Source organism: Sulfurimonas marina (assembly GCF_014905095.1).
Taxonomy (GTDB): Bacteria; Campylobacterota; Campylobacteria; order Campylobacterales; family Sulfurimonadaceae; genus Sulfurimonas; species Sulfurimonas marina.
Map to the genome: position 1 here is coordinate 1,276,226 of NZ_CP041165.1, position 18,383 is coordinate 1,294,608.

The following is an 18,383-nucleotide window of genomic DNA, read 5'->3' on the forward strand; positions in this document are numbered from 1 at the left end:
TATTATTATTACATACCGTCCTTTTCATTGTTGAAAAAATAAACAACTGGTTATCTTTTTCTTTGAAACCTCTCAAGAAGAAGTTTTTTTATAACATTTATGTTAGCAATACTTAGCTTATAGTTCTCATCCATCATCTTATTGATATGAAATACTTCTGTAACCGTAATGCCGTAAGGATCTTTTTTCTCTTTAACAACTTTGCCGTCATCGTTAAAACTGTACAGATAAAGATTTTTTCTTGCTGTTTGAATGTAGTATGTAAGTACGATCTCATCAGAGTGTTTTTTCTCGATTGCAACAACAACCCTTTGATCCTCTTTATAATCTTTTGGATCAATTCCTATAATTTTTTGCGCACTTTGTGTCGAGATATACCCTATATAAAACTTATTGTATAGATCATGATATCTTTGAATTTTCGGATTATATAAAAACCCCATATCTAAAATATGTTTTTTATGACTTCTAAGTGTTTTTGTAATCCAGCTCATAGTGTTATAGTATCTAAACGGATGAAGTTTCAGTGTATGCGCTTCAATCATTTTAGGAGATTTCACTCTCTCTTTTGGCTGTAGTTTTTGCTTATCGAGGTCCATGATGTATTCTAATACTTCTGTAGCTGAGAACTCTTTTGTAAACCAAACTTTACAATATGAAGGAAACTGTTTATAGCCTGCTGCACCGTGGTTTAAAATAATAAGCGCTTTAATCTCGTAATTTGGAAATATAATCTCCAAAAGAGCTTTTTTCTTTCGTAAACGTTTACGAAGTTTAAGCACATTTTTTACAAGCGTCATCTCTACAAAATAGAGTTCATTCTTTTTTGTAATAAACATCGCGTCAAACTCACTGATCTCACGCGATTTTGTTCTGTAAACGATTTGCTCTTTTTCACTGATTGAGAGAGTATTTGCATACGCTTTTTGCTTATTTTGGTGGAACCCTTTTAAAATAAACTTTGTAATGTAGTCATTCTCTTCGGCATAACGAAGGAGTTTTTCATAGATAAAGTTTTCAAACGCTTCACCTTCAAAAGAGCGGTATGAACTTAAATATGAGGGATCTTCTTGGTCAACTCCCTTTTTTATTAAAGAGAGTAAGTGTTTTGTATTGTAGTCGTAGTGAAGTAAGTTATCAGCGATATCTTCTTTATCCAGGTTTTTGATCGATTCGCTAATCTCAAGCATTAAGATACCATTTCAGAGTTCTTGAAGAACTCATCAATTACATCTCGATACTCTTGAATATCAACGATTGTATTTACTTGGTTTCTAAGTGCTGAAGCACCACGATACCCTTTTGAATATGTATGGGTATGTTTTCTAAACATCGCTACACCGTGAGCACCGTAAAACTCGATCATCTTATCGTAATGCTCCATAATTATCTCATGTTTTAGGCTAAGATCTATATGCTCATTACCCGTTTTTAACTGGTGAAAAATCCAAGGTGCTCCAACGGCACCGCGTCCGATCATAACACCGTCAGCCCCTGTGTGCTCCAGCACCCACTGCGCTTTTTCAAAAGAGTCGATATCACCGTTTGCAATTACCGGAATATTAACAGCTTTTTTGATCTCTGCTATTGCGTCATAGTCAACCGGTGCTTTAAATTTTCCTGCACGTGTACGGCCGTGAACTGCTAAAAAATCAGCCCCGCTGTCTTCAACAATTTTTGCAATATCAACATGGTTTTTCTCTTCAAATCCAAGTCTGATTTTTACCGAAGTCATAGACTTGTTTGAGGTATCTTTGATGGTTTTTATAATATCACCCATTAAAGGCAGATCTAATAGAAGAGAACTTCCGCTTCCATGCCCTACTACCTTTGGAACCGGACAACCGCAGTTAAGGTCAATTATATCTATCCCCTCTTGCTCGTTGAGTACTTCAACCGCCTGGCGAACAATATTTGTATCTGCACCAGCTATCTGAACAGAATAAGGATCTTCGAGTGGAGATTTTTCAATCATGTGAAGAGTTTTTTTAGAGCCGTGAGCCAAAGCATTAGAGCTTAACATCTCACTTACAGTAAGGTCAGCTCCAAACTTTTTTACAACACTTCTAAAAGGCAGGTCAGTAAAACCTGCTAACGGTGCTAAAACATAAATAGGTTTTTCAAAAGATATTTTTTGTGACATAATTCTCTATATAAACATATCGATATGGAAGTTTTTCCCACACTCTTTAAGTGCACGGTATGCTCTAAAGTTTAAATATTCATCAGCAGAAGCGATATCTAAGATCTCATCAGCTGGAGCTAACATCTCTAGATCAAATAGTGTATAAAGATAAGCATCCATTGCATCTTCATTTGATTCAATAAGAGTTTCAAACAGTTTCATTCTTTGTTCCGGAATCATACCGCTTTTTGAAAGTGTACGAGAGATATTGATTAGATTTTTCTTGTCAAGTTTCAACATATTCATAAGTGCAATAAGCTGCTCATTTGGAATCTCTATACGATTTTCATCAGCGTTGATACGTGCAAAAATAATATTTAAAGCCTCTTCACTCATATACTCTTTATATTTTTCAATACCTTCTAGAGGAGCTGTTTGAACAAAATCAACATACACCTCTTTACAAAGTACATCTGCATATTTTGTTGAGTTGCTTAAAATCGCTTCTGCAGTAAGTCCGCCATTTTTATATTTGTTTCTTTTATTTGCTATTACAAGTTCGTTCTCAGCTTTAAGACCGTAAGGTTTTAAATCAACAACTTCACCTGCTTTGATTTTATTGATAACTTCTAAAATAGTGTCGATTTTTTCATTTTTTGTTATTCCTGCAATATCTTTTAAAGGTGCTATTGCAGTATTTTCAAGTAACATTCCAAGAAGTTTGTATCTTGGTGTTCTAAATTCGTAATGTCTATTTGCTTTACCAACATAAGCATCTACGATTGCATCTATAATTTTGTCATAATCTTTTTGATACTTGCGATCTTGAAAAGTACGCACAAGTGAGTGAAACCACATGTGTGCAGTACTAGCGATGTACAATATAAAAACAGGAATAACAACCAATAATGCGATCGATAAAGCTGGCATTTGTGTGCCAAATAGGTTAACTGCAAAAGTTTCTGGCGTTACATAAGCATAAACAAACCAACCAACTATTGCCATCCATATTAACGAGGCTATTGTGTATCTTTTTAAGTACATCATTTTAAAATCCTTTATTTTTTAGACTTTTCTGCTATCTCTCTACAGTCTATACAATAAACAGCATGAGGTTTTACTTTTAGTCTTTGAAAACCTATCTCATCTTCACACATCTCACAGATACCATATCCGCCTTTAGATATCTTTCCTAGAGCAACCATTATCTCATTCAATTCTTTTTGTTGTTGCTCTACTATAGCACTCTCTACCATTGAATTATTATTTACTGAAGCATGATCGCCTTCATCGTTTAGTTCTAGAGAACTTAGCCCGTTAAGTTCGTCGTTAACACCATTGATGTTTTTTTCAATCTGTTCTTTACGACTCTCTAGTATCTCTTTAAAAAACTCTAATTCACTTGCTTGCACTTACTTGTTTCCCTTATTTGTGATATGGATGATTGCTTAGTATAGAAAACCCTCTATAGATCTGTTCTAGCAAAACAGCTTTTGCTATTTTGTGACTCATAGTGATTTTACCTAAACTTATAACTGCATCACTTTTTTTTAAAAACTCATCTTCAAAGCCGTAAGCTCCGCCGATGAAAAATTTCACCGACATTTTATCATTTAAAAGCTTACTAAATTCAAAACTGTCGATTAATTTTCCATCAGGATGCAAAGTTACGCTAAATCCGCTCCCTATATGAGGTTCTAAAACCTTTGTATATGCCCTCTGTGAGGCATCTGGTGATATAGTGTGTGCTTTTGTTACATCTTTGGTAAAAATTTCAGTATCACTCACTTTTGCAAAGCGAGAAATCATCTTTGTTAAGTCTTTATAGAGGGGATCGTAAATAGATTTCTCTTTTTTTGCGATGGAAATTATCTCTATATTCATTTGATCAGTCCACTTCCTATTACATGATATGTAACATGATTAAAACTATCTTCCTCTTTTACACCGCCGATTGCAGCAACATAATGTTTGGACAGCTTTGCAATAGCATCTAAGTTATCCCCTAATACATGTGAGATATCTTTTTTTGTAGAGGTATCTCTATAGGCACCTAAACCTATATAGTTTAGATCCATATCGTTAGCTGCTAAAACCTCTTCATTATTGTGTGTGGAGATTCCAAGTATCTTATCTTTTCCAATTACGTTTCGTAAAATCTTTACCGCTTTTTTTGTATCTTTGTCGATCTCTTCAAGATCTTCTTGTCCAACGTGTACACCATCACAAAACTCTATAAGTTCATATGCATCGTTTACAATTAAAAAGCCGTCGTAGATTTTTCTGATGTTGATAAGTTGTTGTTTAATAAGAGATATATCTGCAGATTTGTTTCTGTACTGAATTATTTCAGCATTTTTTGCTTTTGCTAGTTCTATATACTTTTCTACAGAGATGCCACGACTGTCGAGCATCTCTTGATCGCAAAGTGCATATAAACGCATTTTAATCTTTTTTAAGAAGTGTAAGGAGGTCTGAAAGTGTCTTTTTTAACTCATTTCTATTAACGATCATATCAATAGAACCTTTTTCAAGTAAGAACTCAGCTCTCTGGAAGCCATCTGGAAGTTCAGAACCGATAGTTTGCTCGATAACACGCTGCCCTGCAAAACCAATAAGTGCTCCCGGTTCAGCGATGATGATATCACCTAATGTTGCAAATGACGCAGATACACCACCCATTGTAGGGTCAGTCAGTACTGAGATGTACGGAAGGTTATGCTGTCCAAGTTTTGCAAGTGCTGCAGAAGTTTTAGACATCTGTAAAAGTGAGAATGTACTCTCTTGCATTCTTGCTCCACCTGAAGCTGAGAAGATGATAAGCCCGTGTTTATTCTCGATTGCACGATTTACCGCACGAACAATTTTTTCACCCTCCACTGATCCAAGTGAACCACCCATAAATGAGAAGTCAAAAATTACAACTTCTACACCTACTCCGTTCATCGTACAACTACCGCTCACAACTGAAGACTTTCTGCCTGTTTTTGCAAAACCCTCTTCTACACGTTTTGTATATGGTTTCTTGTCAACAAATTTAAGTGGATCTACAGGTTCTAAAGATGCATCGTATTCAACAAATGTTCCTTCATCCGCAAGTAAAGCGATACGCTCTTTCACACCTATACGGATATGAAATCCACATTTAGGACATACATAGTTTTGATTTTCAACCTCTTTATAGTACATTAAAGAGTGACAAGATTTACATTTTATCCACTGAGCAGAAGCCTCAACTTTTTCAGGTTCTTTAGTTTGTGATGATCTCGTAAAAAGGTTTAATAAATTCAAAAAAATATCCTTAATTAATTATAGTGGGGAATTATAGCAAATTTATACTTATAATTGAAGTTTTTAGAGAAGGTTTATTTAAAAAGTTTATATCTCCAAAGATGGAGATATAATTTAGTTTAGTAGAGAATCAACAATACTGCGCGCAGCTTCACGACCGTCATAAGCAGCAGTTACAACAAGATCAGCTCCACGGAAACAGTCTCCCCCTGCGTATACACCAGAAGTAGATGTTTCATGAGTTTCATCATTAATAATGATTCCACCCCAACCGTTTGTCTCGATTCCGTTTTCTGCTAAGAATGACGGAACTACAGGGTCAAATCCTAAAGACATAATGATAACGTCAGCATTTACACGATACTCGCTACCTTTTACCTCTTCCATTCTTTGACGACCAGACTCATCTTTAGCACCAAGAGTTGTTTTTACAACTTCAACTGCTACAGCATTCCCGTTTTCATTTAGAATAATATCTTTTGGAGATACTAAGAAAGTAAAGTCAACACCCTCTTCCATAGCATTTTTATACTCTTTTTTAGAACCCGGCATATTGTGCTCATCACGACGGTATAAACATGTAACAGATTTAGCACCTTCACGTTTCGCTGTACGTAAACAGTCCATAGCAGTATCACCACCACCAACAACTACAACATTTAAGTCTTTAAAGTCAAACTTTTTGTCATATTCAGCACTAAAATTCTTTTTCTGAATATTTGTAAGGTAATCCATAGCTGCATAAACATTAGGAGCTTTCTCACCTGCAATACCTGCTGATTTTGGTTTTGTAGCACCTATACCGATAAACATAGCATCATGCTTGTCTGCAATCTCTTCAAAAGTGATATCTTTTCCTACTTCACAGTTAAGAACTAACTCTAGTCCAGCTTCTTGAAGAAGTTTTACACGACGATCAACTATTTTCTTATCAAGTTTGAAGTTAGGGATACCGTAAGTTAAAAGACCACCTGCACGGTCAGCTCTTTCATACATAGTTACCGCAATTCCTGAACGAAGAAGATATGTCGCTGCTGAAAGTCCTGCAGGTCCACTTCCTATTACTGCGACTTTTTTATCTGTCGTAATTCCCGGGAAGTCCGGTTTTAATCCAGCTTTAAACCCCTCTTCATTGATATACGTCTCAACAGAACCGATAGTGATTGCACCGTGTCCGTCGTTTAGTGTACAGTCACCTTCACAAAGTCTGTCGTGTGGACAAACTCTTCCCATAACTTCAGGGAATGGAGAAGGTTCATTTGAGAGTTTAAATGCAAATTCAAGATCTTTTTCACTTACAGCTTTTAGCCATTGTGGAATGTAGTTATGAAGTGGACACTTATTTAAACAATAAGGATCCCCACATTGGATACATCTGTCACTTTGTGTAGATGCATCGTTTGTAGTGAAAACTTCATAAATCTCTTTAAAATCTTTTGTTCTTTCAACTACTAATCTTTTTGTAGGATCGATTCTTTCTACTGATAAAAATTCTCTCATTATTAATCTCCATTCTCTAAGTTAAGAGGTAATTTCGTTAAGTTCTTAGGTTTTACTAACCAGAAATTTCTTACCTCTACTCTAAAGTTCTCTAGTATCTCTTTTGCTTTTTCACTACCAGTTTCAACAATATAGTCTTTTAGTAAACGTTTTAGGTAATGTCTAGCTTCGTCACCCTCATCAGTATCGATTCTTACCGCTTCAACTAACTCGTGGTTAACATTTTCAATAAAGTGGTGTTCCTCATCATAAACAAATGCAACACCGCCTGTCATACCTGCACCAAAGTTGATACCTGTTTTTCCAAGGATAGTTACAACACCGCCTGTCATATATTCACAAGCATTATCCCCTGTACCTTCAACGATAGCAAGTGCACCAGAGTTTCTTACAGCAAAACGCTCACCAACGCTTCCAGAGATGTAAAGCTTACCGCCAGTTGCACCGTAAAGACAAGTATTACCACCTGCACTGTACTCTTCACCCTCATTTTTAGAAGTGATGATAATTTTACCACCGTGCATACCTTTACCGATATAGTCATTTGCTACACCTTGTAGGTAGATAGAGATACCGTTGTTTAGGAATGCTCCAAGAGCCTGCCCAGCAACACCTGTAAGGTTTAGTTTAATAGTATCTGGTTTTAATCCCTCATCACCATAGTACTCAGCGATTTCACCAGAGATTAATGTACCGAAACTTCTATGTAAGTTTGTGATCTCAGCATTGATTTTCACCGGATGGTCAGGATACTTAATAGCTTCACGAGCTTGTTGTAAGATACCTTTTTCAAAACTGTTGTCATCAAATGGAGGGTTGAAAGGCTGTTGACAAGTATTTACACCGTCCTCTTGGTGAAGTACTGCTGAGAAGTCAAATTTTTGAGCGAACTCATCCTCTTTCACTTTCAGTAGATCAACACGTCCGATCATCTCTTCCATAGTTTTAAAACCAAGTTCAGCCATAATTGTACGTACATCTTCAGCTAAAAGTGTAAAGTAGTTGATAACTTGTTCAACTTTCCCTTTAAAGAACTCTTGACGAAGTTTTTCGTTTTGAGTTGCAATACCTACAGAACATTTATTTACGTGACAGATTCTAAGCATTTTACAACCGATGATCGCAAGAACACCTGTACCGAATGCATAAGACTCAGCACCAAGTAATGCAGCTTTAACAACATCTAAACCAGTTTTTAAACCACCATCTGTTTGTACTTCAACTAAACCACGTAAGTTATTTGCTTTAAGAGCATTATGCGCTTCAGAAAGACCAAGCTCCCATGGGTTACCCGCAAATTTAATAGATGTAAGTGGAGCAGCACCAGTACCACCGTCACCACCAGAGATAATAATTTTATCCGCATACGCTTTTGCAACACCCGCTGCAATTGTACCAACACCGATAGTTGAAACAAGTTTAACCGCAATTCTCGCTTTAGGGTTAGCTTGTTTAAGGTCGAAAATAAGCTGTGCTAAATCTTCGATCGAATAGATATCGTGGTGTGGCGGAGGTGAAATTAGTGTAACACCAGGAACCGTATGACGAAGTTTTGCAATCAGACCCGTAACTTTATGACCTGGAAGCTGTCCACCCTCACCCGGTTTAGCACCTTGAGCAACTTTAATTTGAATCTCTTCAGCACTTCTTAGGTACTCAGGAGTAACACCAAAACGTCCAGATGCAACTTGTTTAATTTTAGAAACTCTGTTTGTTCCAAAACGAGCTTTATCTTCTCCACCCTCACCTGAGTTAGATTGACCGCCGATAGTGTTCATAGCGATCGCTAATGTCTCGTGAGCTTCAGGAGAGATAGAACCTAAACTCATCGCCGCAGAAACGAAACGTTTGAAGATAGCCTCTTTTGGCTCAACTTCAGAGATATCAATAGCTTTTCTATCAGATTTAAGATCAAAGAAATCACGAATAAATTTCAGACCACGTTTGTTTACTATAGCTTTTAATTTTTCGAAATCTTCAGTTTTTCCACTGTCAACAGCTGCATGGATAGCATGAATAACTGATGGACCGAAATCGTGGTGTTCTTGTTCAGTATAGAACTTATAGAATCCACCGATGTTTAATGGGAAGATTTTCTTAAAGCCGTCATCTTTAAATGCCGACTTATGGAATTTCTCAACTCTTTCATCGATATCTTCATATGTTAAACCTGGAACTGCAACATTTGATGTTTCAAAACAATCTTGTACGATCTCACGAGAAAGACCCATAACATCAAATAGTCCAGAGTTTCTGTACGAAGCGATTGTCGCAATACCCATTTTAGACATTATTTTTAAAAGACCGCCGTTAAGTGCAGAGTGTGCAGCTTTTAGTGCTTCACTTTGCTCAATATTGCTGTTTTTACCGCGAGTTAACTGATCAGCAATTGTACTAAATAGTAAGTTTGGATATACCGCACTTGCACCATATCCAAGAAGTACTGCAGCAGAGTGAGAGTCTGTTACCTCACCTGTTACAGATACGATCGATACAAGGTGACGAATTTTTGCTTTTAAAAGTGCGAAATTAACGCGTCCAACAGCCATAGCCATAGGGATAACTTTATTTTCTGCACTGAAATCTGCATCGTCTAAAATAACAATTCTAGCTCCCTCGTTTTTAACTGAGTCTATGATTGATTCAACTAAAGTGTCTAAAGCAGCTCTTAACTCACCTTTATATGCAGTTGAGAATGTTTTATTTTTGTAAAAACTTTGGTAACTTGGAGACTTTTCATCACCGAAAGATTTTAATACTCTTAGTTTTTCAGCCGTAATGATCGGTGAAATAGATTTTAATCTATGTGCATGAGTTGGGATCTCGTTTAAGATGTTGTGAATCTCACCGAAACCTGTATTTAAACTCATTACAACTTTTTCACGAATCGGATCGATTGGCGGGTTCGTAACTTGCGCAAATTTTTGTTTAAAGAAGTCTGTAAAGTTTCTTTGTTTGTCAGAAAAAGCGGCCATAGGTGTATCGTCACCCATAGAACCAACTGCCTCTTTACCTTCAGTGATCATAGGCTCGATTACTTGTTCTACAACCTCTTGAGTGATATTGAAGAATTTTTGTCTTCTGATAAGGTCATCACCTTCTAAAGTATCGATTGCAGCATATTGATCTTCTACATGCTCTTGAAGATAGATCATGTGCTCATTTAACCATTTCATGTATGGGTTAGATGATTTTAGATAGTTGTCGATATCATCACTTTTTAAAAGTTTTCCATATTTCAGGTCAAGTCCGATCATTTGACCAGATTGAAGACGCCCACGTTCTTTAATATCTTCTTCAGCGATGTCGATTACACCGTATTCAGATGCAATTAAAAGGTTATCATCTTTTGTAACGATGTATTTAGATGGACGTAGACCGTTTCTATCAAGTGCACAACCGATATATCTACCGTCTGTTACAGAGAATGCTGCAGGACCGTCCCATGCTTCAAATACTGTTGAGTGATACTCATAGAATGCACGTAGTTCAGGATCCATATGCGGAGCATTTTGCCACGCTGAAGGGATAACTGCACGTACAGCTTTAAAGAAGTCCATACCGTTTACAAGTAAAAACTCTAAGAAGTTATCTGCACTAGCAGAATCCGATGCACCTTTTTGTAAGATTGGTAGAAGTCTTTGGATCTCTTCGTTGCTAAATACTTCTGACGTAATAGATTCAGATTTGATCTCTACGTTAATACGGTTTCCTTCTACAGAGTTGATCTCACCGTTGTGTGCTACTGCTCTAAATGGCTGTGCTAAACGCCATTCCGGTAATGTATTTGTAGAGAATCTTTGGTGGAAAAGTGAAAATGAAATTTTAAACGCTTCATCTGTTAAATCTTTATAAAACTCTTTAATATGCGTCGGCATAACAAGACCTTTATACGATAAAACTCTTGAACTCATAGAAGCGATGTAGAAGTCTCTATCATCGATCAGTTGATGTTCAGCCTCTTTACGAGAAAGGTATAAAAGGGCATCGAATCTGTTTGTAGCCATAATAGAGTTTGGAACTATAAAAAGTTGTACAATATTTGGTAAAGACTCAATAGCTTGTTCCCCTAACGCTTTAGTATCAACTGGAACTTCACGACGTAGTACAACTTTTAAGTCATTGTTTGCACATGTTTCTTCAACTACGTCTAAATGTTTAATATCTTTTGTAAATACAGATGCTACTGCAAACTGTTTTGGTAACTCAACACCATTTTTTTCTGCTTCTTTTCTAATAAACTCTTCAGGCATAGAAAGTAGTAGTCCACTTCCGTCCCCAGTTTTTCCATCAGCAGCAACTGCACCGCGGTGCATCATACGTTCTAATGCTGTGATCGCATCATTTAAGACTTTACGAGATGGTTTGTTCTTGATGTTTGCAACAAGTCCAAATCCACAGTTATCTTTAAATGATCTTAATAAATCATGATGTTCTACCATTTTCACTCCAAAATTTTAAATTTTATACAAAAAAAGTATAAATTTAATCTCTTTTTAAAGAAACTTATCTTATTTAGAGATTTTAAGCGTATATATTGTACACAAGAGTTGATTAAAATTTTATTATAATTGGAATATTTTCTGTATAATTTTACAAATTTGTATCGTTAGGAAGCATTTTATGCAAGGTTTTATTATAAATCTCAATCGTGTGAAAGAGGAAGACTTAATTGTTACTATCATATCGAAATCAAGCTTAGACACCCTTTATAGGTTTTACGGTTCTCGCCACGGTACGATCAACATAGGTTTTAAAATAGATTACGAGATTGAACCCTCTTCAAAATCGACGATATCAAGACTAAAAGATGTGATCCATATTGGGTATAAATGGATTAACAACCCAAATAAACTCCAACTATGGCAACAGTTCATCTCACTTTTCCATCAACACCTAAAAGAGGCTGAAGAGTTAAGTGAGTTTTATTTTGAGCTTTTAGAAAGAGCTTCTGCACAATGGGATAAACAGAACCCTAAAAGGATAGCTATAGAGCTTTATATGGAACTTTTAGAATATGAGGGAAGATTACACCATGACAATATCTGTTTTTTATGTTCCAACAAAATTGAGGGGGATCCTTCAATCATAAGAGCATATCTGCCTACCCATTTTCACTGTAATAAAACAATGACCATAAGTCAAAAAGCTCTTAAAGAACTCTATACAAACAAAAGCTCTCTCTTCTTAAGCGATAAAGAGGTAGATAGGTTGTGGTACGTACTTTTAGAGGGTTTATAGAGACTTATAAAAACTTCCGTTGATTTGAGTCTTTTCGATCAAATAACATCTAAACTTATTAAAAAGTTCCTGATCAACCTCTTTATACTCCGTCCAAAATTTATCTAGTGCTACACCTTTTGAAGTAAGCCCATCTATATCGTAAAAGCTTCTTCCCATACAGATCGTCGGTGTTTGATGATAAAGAGAAGATATCCCGACAGTTGAATTGATCGTGACAGTTGCTATCGCATTTTTCAGTAAAGTTGGCAAGTGCAAGTCATATACTACTTTTACACGCTGGGCACACCCTTTTTTCTCTGCATAGTTTTGTATCAGTCTTTTGTAGTTCTTTTTACCACGATCCATAGGGTGATGTTTAAAAACGATATAACTATCTTTTGGAGCATGTATACAAAAAGATTCTAGTACTTCTAAAATAAACTCCTCGATCGAGTTATAATCAGAGTGGTGTGAGATCTGAAAATCTTCAAAAGTTTGTAGTGCTACAAAATAGTACTTTTTAGATAATGTTGTTTTATAGAGCTTATCTTTGTTCCATTCAAGCACTCTGTATAACTGTTTTCTGAAGAAGTTTCTCCATCCATAGAGATGTTCAAGTAAACTCGAAAAATTTCTGTGATGTTGATAATGCGGATAATGGAAAAAGAAAAGATTAGATACCAGATAATAAATCGAAGCCTGTCTTGCCATTTTTAAGTATGTGCTGCCAATATGCACTACATTTTTACTATTACAGATCTTTGTTTCATCATACTCTAAAGCATCGTAAAACTGACGTTCTCTTGGAAGAGATGAATTGTCATTAACACCATTTTCTTCTAGGGTAATAAAGTCGGGACGAATGTATCCTTCTTCAAAAACAAATACTTTGATTCCTAATTTTTTTGCGATCTCTATAGCTTGTTTTTGATAGATGCGGCAATCGCCAAATACAAAGATCATATCTATCCAATAAGATTGGAGATACTCTTTAATGTACTTTTTCCAGTCATATAATGTCCCTTTGTAAGGAGTAAAATGTCGCGCATCGGCAAAAAACTGATCTCCTGCATTCAGGCCTATGCGAAAAGTTTTTGCACCATGTTTTGCAAACTTTTGATCAAGTACATTAAAGAAATCACCCATTGGTCCTTGAAATAAAAGTATGTTTTTTCCTGCTACGTCACCGACTATATCAAATATCTGCAAATCTATGCCACCAAAGAGAGTAATTTTTGAGAAATTCTACTCAAATAACTATAAAATTTGAATTTAATTCGTAATAAAACAGAACTTTCTAACGCATCTTTTTGCTCTTTAAGCTCTTTTATCACATCTTCGGCTTCACATAACTTTTTTGTTTTAGGAGAGATATACCTTGGATAGCGTAAATAAGTAGCTGCTATGAGTTGCTCTAACGTCAAGACTCTTGTTCTTCGTTCACAATTACGCTCATCTATAGTTAGTCCCCAACCCGCATAAAACGGCATACCGTATGTGTAAACTTTTTTGCCGTATACAAGCCCCTCAAAACCTGTTAATGATGTAAGTGTATGTACTTCATCGACTGCTTCTAAAACACTTGCCATAGAAATATCACTTACGATCTCATCGCAATAGTTTAATGCTTCTTCCTGAGGAATATTTCCTACTCTGTTACCGCTTAAAACATCAGGATGTGGTTTAAAGATTATATATCTGTCAGGATATTTTTTCTTCACCGTTTGTAAAAGTTCCAAGTTTGTCATCCCGTTTGCACCAAATCTAATCGAAGCATCATCTTCCACTTGTCCAGTTACAAGGGCGACAGTTTTATCTTTTGGAAAGTTCAACGCTTTTACGGCATCGGAGTTATACTTAGAGATCTTGTTTTTGACAATCTCCTCTTTTAGCGCAGAAGCTCTTTGTAACAGCTCTTTATCATTATCAAAATCATAATTTTGCAGAAGATTTTCCAAATCACTCTCCTGCGTAGGATCAAAATATATTCCCCTTTTATCTATCACTTGTGAGTAAGGCTGTGTAAGATCGGAGCCTAGCCCGACTGAACGGATAAATCCATCCTCTACACGAAAAATTTTTATGCCATTTTCTTCAGCAAACTTCTCGATTTCAGGAAATGATTTTCTGCCCCAAAAATATATTTGAGAGTCCTGTCCAAGACCTTTTTTAAGTGCAAGTTTGAGATGTGTTGAGAGAATTGGATTTATAAAGCAGATATATTTTGGATCATACTCACTAAAAAACGGTCGGATAAACCCATGTTTCCATCTTGAAAAACCGAAGAAGTATGCTTTGTTATCGATTGTATTCTCTTTTTTGAGCTTTGAAATTGTTTCTATTGTATCAAATATGTCACTTGGTTTATTTGTGTAAGGATTGTAGTAACGGGTATAAAGTATGTAAGCTGCTGCAAACACTTCCTCTACACTAAGTGTTCTTATACGTCTTTCACACTTTGACTTGTCGGTTGTTATCCCCCACCCTGCATAAAATGGCATACCGAAACAAACACATTCACACCCAACAAGCAACGCTTCAAAACCCATTTGAGATGTTTTTGTATAAACCTTAGTAAAATGTTTTAAAAGTGAGATTGAATTTACATTTTCCGTAATAATTGTACAACGTTTATCTATAGTACTAGGGTCTATATCTGAAACTTTTTTACCACTTAGTACATCTGGATGGATCTTTATGTAAACTTTTGCATCTGGGTTTTCTTCTATAGCTGAACGGATCATATCTTCTGTCGTAAAAGAATCTAACATCCCATATTCCAGAGAAGTATCCCCAGCAGTTTGGGCAATTACAAGGACTCTTTTTTCATTTTCATTTACAAAGAAGTCTTCAGAGATATCTGGAGCATTGTTATACTTGGAGATGTGGTACTGTTTTATAAGTTCTATGGCTTTTCGAGCATCTTTCAACAATAAAAGGTCACTAGAAAAGTCATAGCTGTTTAAAATATTTTCCAGTCTGCTAGGCACTGTAGCATCGTAATAGATTCCGACATCGTCCTCTACTAAAGAAAAAGATGGTGAGCCATCTACTCCAAGACCAAGCGAGCGTATAAAGCCGTCTTCTTGTAAATTTAATGTTCCACCAAAAATTTTATGACACCATACGGCAAAACGACCTGTTTTTTTTCTTCCCCAGCCTTTAAAATTTTTAGTAGTTAAAAGAGAACGTATGTTTGTTAGATAGTACATAGAAAAATTTCAATACTCAAAGTATGTAATAATGTTGTTGAAATTATAACTTTTAAATTTAGAACCTTGCACTATAAGATCTTGGTCTAATGTAATCTCTTCAACGATTAAATCTTCATTTAATAATGCTTTTCTGTTAACATATTGAATATAACTGTTAGTGATGTTATCAAAATTTGGAATATTATTAGGTGTTAGATTGACAAATTTAGATTTCAATTTTTCGTTATTCAGTAAAGTCCATCCTATTTTCATACTATTAAAATTTTTATATGAAAAATAATTTGCTGAATCTAAGACATTTATATACTTAGCAAACCCATTAATATTTATGGTATCATTTAATGTATTGTTTATCTTATCTATATCACTTTCATCAAAAATTTCATTTGTAAACTTTTGATGAAATTTTACAATAAACTTCACATTTAAACCAGCATGAGCTGTATCTTCGAATCTTGTATCTACGCTAATATTTTTTGAAGGTAAATGAACACTTTGGTTTTCATCTTCATTCCATCCATCATAATATTTTAATGGCATATAATGCCATAAAATTTTGTTATCAATATATACCCATTCGCTTTTAAACTTACTTGCTAATTCCAATAATCTATTTTTATAAACTTCATTACCTGAAGCAATGTATAGTTCTATTAGCATTAAGGCAAAAGAATTTTGCATATTATATGGAACCAATACACCATCATATTTATAGGGCATTCCATACTGAAACTTATAATGTTTTTCTTCATTATCGTAATATTTCTCATAAAACTTATATATACTTTCTACATTATTGATAATTTCAGCTTTAACATTGGGTTTAACATCTTCAAATTCATTTGCATACCTTAACAAAGCATAATATATTTTAGAATCATGAACTAAAAAACTTATTTTAGTTTTATTATCTAATGAGTATTTTTTTGTAGTATAAGAATAATTGTTATTATATACATCAACATATCCTAGTTTTAAATTAGTAATATTTAACAAGTTTTCTACAATTAAATCAATTTGTTTTCTTATACGTTCATCTTTTATAGTTTGATACATATCAATTAATTCTTCAAGTTTTTCAGATTGATTCCATCCAACTCTTCCTAAAAAATTATTAGACAAAGAAAATGGATTAGCTAACTTGTCATTATAATAAATATATAATGCATTAAAAAATAGTTTTATATTTTTTTGATTTGAAGATATTTTATGAATCATTATTTTATTTGAATTTTTTACTAATAATTCATCATCAGTAGATTCATATAAGATGTTAAAACTATTTTTATCTAAATTATAAACACCGATATCCATCGATTCAGTGTTTTCTGAATAGTATTGTATGAGTAACTTATTTGTAATTTTAAGGAATTTTTCTATATGATGATCAAACTTTATTATTTTAATTAAATTTAAATCAATATCATAAAAATAAATATTGTTTTCATCATCATTAAAAATAAAATCCGTTTCTGAGAGTAATAAATTTTTATATAATTTTTCATCCAAGTTAAGCTCTATATTGTTAAAAAAAACTTTTGACTTACTGACAAATAATTCTGATAATAAATATGCAAAATCACCATTTTTATTAACAACTGGAGAAAATTCTATAAAATCATTATTTGTTATTTGTTTTTCTATTTTAGTTCTTTTATCATAAATATAAAGTTCAGGTTCATCACCAATATTTATTGCCGAATAGACTAAATAGTTATCATTATTATCTACTTCATAAGGATTTAGAATTATTTTAGAGTCAAAAACAAAACTATTAGATTCAATATCAAAAGAATAATCTTCAAAATGAATCATATATGTATTTTTATCTAATGAATTCTCCCCACAAGAACTTAAAAATAAAATAATAAAACAAAACTTGATAAACATAACTTTTTTATTTATTATCATAATATTACTTCTTCATTGAGAACTTTCTTTTGAAAAATATAAATAGAATCTAAGAGTTTTTTATATTCATATTCATTTTTTATTCTATTAATAATAATATCAAAATTTCTTCCATCATAAATAAATCCTAAATTATATTTAGTAACGATCAAAGATAAATAAGTATTTTCACTTACAATTACAGGAATTCCTAATGCAATTGCTTGAAAAAATTTATTTGATAATCCAAATTGATAACTTAAACAAATGTTTTCAGCACAACACCACATTACTGTTTTATTATATTTACATAAATTAAGAAGACTACCCAAATATTCTTTCTCACCAATAATCCAATTGTCATCATTAATGAAAGAAGGTATTTTATTTAAGAAGAATGCATTTACATATATCTTTCTTTTTTTTATTTCTTTATCTAAATTTTCAAGCATTCTATTGTTTGTTGCAGCACCTACATATATAATTTTAACTTCATCATTATCTTTGAAATAATTTTCTAATGCAAATCCTAAATACATTTTAAAATGATTATTTGTAACGATTTTAATTTTATATTCTTTAATATTATATAAATGCATATATAGTTTTTTTATTGCTAAATTAACAACAATTACTTTTTTAGCTTTCTTTAGAACTTGTTTTTCTAAAAAAATATCTAAACTAACCCTAAAAAAACTATTTTTTCTATTCCGATGAAATTCAACTTCATGAGCATCATAAATTAAATCAGATTCTAATTCTTTTGCTAAACATTTTCCAACTAATCCACAGAATAAGTCATTTGCGTGTATTGTTATTATTTCTGATTTATTATATTCTCTTAAAATTTTTTTAGCTACTAATTTCGATTTTTGATAATCATATAATGATTTTTTCAATCCTTTAAACAAGCCAAATGGTTTAATATTATAATTATAATAAAGTATTATCCAAAAATAAAAAGATGCAAAGAAAACAAAAAATAATTCTAGTAATAAAGGAAAATTCAAACTAATATTACTATTAATCTTTATTTCTTTACAATTTATTATCTCTGGATTTTTAGAGTTTTTAATTACTTCCAATACTCTATGATCAAATTCATAGGGTTCATCAATAAGTATTAAAGTTTTTTGCAT

The 18,383-nt window shown here is 33.6% G+C and carries 14 protein-coding genes; 1 reads left to right on the forward strand and 13 read right to left on the reverse strand.

The features are described 5' to 3' along the window. Positions 1 to 50 precede the first annotated feature (50 nt). The 9 genes from FJR03_RS06565 to gltB all read right to left on the reverse strand — a co-directional run bounded on the left by FJR03_RS06565 (position 51) and on the right by gltB (position 11,358). Positions 51 to 1,190, reverse strand: a complete 1,140-nt coding sequence (locus tag FJR03_RS06565; protein WP_193112735.1) for a hypothetical protein — start codon at positions 1,188 to 1,190, stop codon at positions 51 to 53. Beyond that, positions 1,190 to 2,143 carry a tRNA dihydrouridine synthase DusB gene (gene dusB, locus FJR03_RS06570; RefSeq protein WP_193112736.1) on the reverse strand — a complete coding sequence of 318 codons (954 nt, stop codon included), beginning with the start codon at positions 2,141 to 2,143 and terminating at the stop codon, positions 1,190 to 1,192. The genes FJR03_RS06565 and dusB overlap by 1 nt, the downstream gene beginning before the upstream one ends. A gap of 6 nt (positions 2,144 to 2,149) precedes the next feature. Next, positions 2,150 to 3,172: a hypothetical protein gene (locus FJR03_RS06575; RefSeq protein WP_226962091.1), complete on the reverse strand. Its 1,023-nt coding sequence runs from the start codon at positions 3,170 to 3,172 to the stop codon at positions 2,150 to 2,152. 11 nt (positions 3,173 to 3,183) lie between these two features. Then, the gene (gene dksA / locus FJR03_RS06580) at positions 3,184 to 3,537 is read right to left on the reverse strand and encodes an RNA polymerase-binding protein DksA (protein ID WP_193112737.1); all 354 of its coding nucleotides are present in this window, start codon (positions 3,535 to 3,537) and stop codon (positions 3,184 to 3,186) included. Positions 3,538 to 3,550: 13 nt separating this feature from the next. Beyond that, positions 3,551 to 4,009, reverse strand: coding sequence for a 23S rRNA (pseudouridine(1915)-N(3))-methyltransferase RlmH (locus FJR03_RS06585; RefSeq protein ID WP_193112738.1), 459 nt, complete (start codon positions 4,007 to 4,009; stop codon positions 3,551 to 3,553). Then, positions 4,006 to 4,569, reverse strand: coding sequence for a thiamine phosphate synthase (locus FJR03_RS06590; RefSeq protein WP_193112739.1), 564 nt, complete (start codon positions 4,567 to 4,569; stop codon positions 4,006 to 4,008). The genes FJR03_RS06585 and FJR03_RS06590 overlap by 4 nt, the downstream gene beginning before the upstream one ends. A gap of 1 nt (position 4,570) precedes the next feature. Continuing rightward, entirely contained in the window at positions 4,571 to 5,416 is an 846-nt protein-coding gene (gene accD / locus FJR03_RS06595) for an acetyl-CoA carboxylase, carboxyltransferase subunit beta (protein WP_193112740.1), read from the reverse strand. 114 nt (positions 5,417 to 5,530) lie between these two features. Continuing rightward, positions 5,531 to 6,916: a glutamate synthase subunit beta gene (locus tag FJR03_RS06600; protein ID WP_193112741.1), complete on the reverse strand. Its 1,386-nt coding sequence runs from the start codon at positions 6,914 to 6,916 to the stop codon at positions 5,531 to 5,533. Between the two features lie 2 nt (positions 6,917 to 6,918). After that, on the reverse strand, positions 6,919 to 11,358 hold the full coding sequence (gene gltB / locus FJR03_RS06605) for a glutamate synthase large subunit (RefSeq protein WP_193112742.1): 4,440 nt from the start codon (positions 11,356 to 11,358) through the stop codon (positions 6,919 to 6,921). Positions 11,359 to 11,539: 181 nt separating this feature from the next. Here gltB and recO point away from each other — a divergent pair, with 181 nt between their 5' ends. Continuing rightward, a complete protein-coding gene (gene recO / locus FJR03_RS06610) occupies positions 11,540 to 12,157 on the forward strand; it encodes a recombination protein RecO (protein ID WP_193112743.1) in 618 nt (205 codons plus the stop codon). On the opposite strand, the gene FJR03_RS06615 is transcribed toward recO, so the two are convergent. From FJR03_RS06615 to FJR03_RS06630, 4 genes are read right to left on the reverse strand one after another with little or no spacing between them, the layout of a single operon-like run. Next, positions 12,152 to 13,348 carry a capsule polysaccharide biogenesis protein gene (locus tag FJR03_RS06615; protein ID WP_193112744.1) on the reverse strand — a complete coding sequence of 399 codons (1,197 nt, stop codon included), beginning with the start codon at positions 13,346 to 13,348 and terminating at the stop codon, positions 12,152 to 12,154. The two genes, recO and FJR03_RS06615, sit on opposite strands and share 6 nt — an antisense overlap. A 2-nt stretch (positions 13,349 to 13,350) precedes the next feature. After that, positions 13,351 to 15,351 carry a capsule polysaccharide biogenesis protein gene (locus tag FJR03_RS06620; protein ID WP_193112745.1) on the reverse strand — a complete coding sequence of 667 codons (2,001 nt, stop codon included), beginning with the start codon at positions 15,349 to 15,351 and terminating at the stop codon, positions 13,351 to 13,353. A gap of 9 nt (positions 15,352 to 15,360) precedes the next feature. Then, positions 15,361 to 17,265: a hypothetical protein gene (locus tag FJR03_RS06625; protein ID WP_193112746.1), complete on the reverse strand. Its 1,905-nt coding sequence runs from the start codon at positions 17,263 to 17,265 to the stop codon at positions 15,361 to 15,363. Then, positions 17,262 to 18,383 (reverse strand): glycosyltransferase family protein, encoded by a 1,122-nt coding sequence (locus tag FJR03_RS06630; RefSeq protein ID WP_193112747.1) that lies wholly within the window; start codon positions 18,381 to 18,383, stop codon positions 17,262 to 17,264. Before FJR03_RS06630 ends, FJR03_RS06625 begins: the two co-directional genes overlap by 4 nt.

Coding starts and splice junctions, on each gene's coding strand:
- FJR03_RS06565 (WP_193112735.1), bottom strand. CDS start 1,190: ATGCTTGAGATTAGCGAATCGATCAAAAACCTGGATAAAGAAGATATC.
- dusB (WP_193112736.1), bottom strand. CDS start 2,143: ATGTCACAAAAAATATCTTTTGAAAAACCTATTTATGTTTTAGCACCG.
- FJR03_RS06575 (WP_226962091.1), bottom strand. CDS start 3,172: ATGATGTACTTAAAAAGATACACAATAGCCTCGTTAATATGGATGGCA.
- FJR03_RS06585 (WP_193112738.1), bottom strand. CDS start 4,009: ATGAATATAGAGATAATTTCCATCGCAAAAAAAGAGAAATCTATTTAC.
- FJR03_RS06590 (WP_193112739.1), bottom strand. CDS start 4,569: ATGCGTTTATATGCACTTTGCGATCAAGAGATGCTCGACAGTCGTGGC.
- FJR03_RS06600 (WP_193112741.1), bottom strand. CDS start 6,916: ATGAGAGAATTTTTATCAGTAGAAAGAATCGATCCTACAAAAAGATTA.
- gltB (WP_193112742.1), bottom strand. CDS start 11,358: ATGGTAGAACATCATGATTTATTAAGATCATTTAAAGATAACTGTGGA.
- recO (WP_193112743.1), top strand. CDS start 11,540: ATGCAAGGTTTTATTATAAATCTCAATCGTGTGAAAGAGGAAGACTTA.
- FJR03_RS06620 (WP_193112745.1), bottom strand. CDS start 15,351: ATGTACTATCTAACAAACATACGTTCTCTTTTAACTACTAAAAATTTT.
- FJR03_RS06625 (WP_193112746.1), bottom strand. CDS start 17,265: ATGATAATAAATAAAAAAGTTATGTTTATCAAGTTTTGTTTTATTATT.
- FJR03_RS06630 (WP_193112747.1), bottom strand. CDS start 18,383: ATGCAAAAAACTTTAATACTTATTGATGAACCCTATGAATTTGATCAT.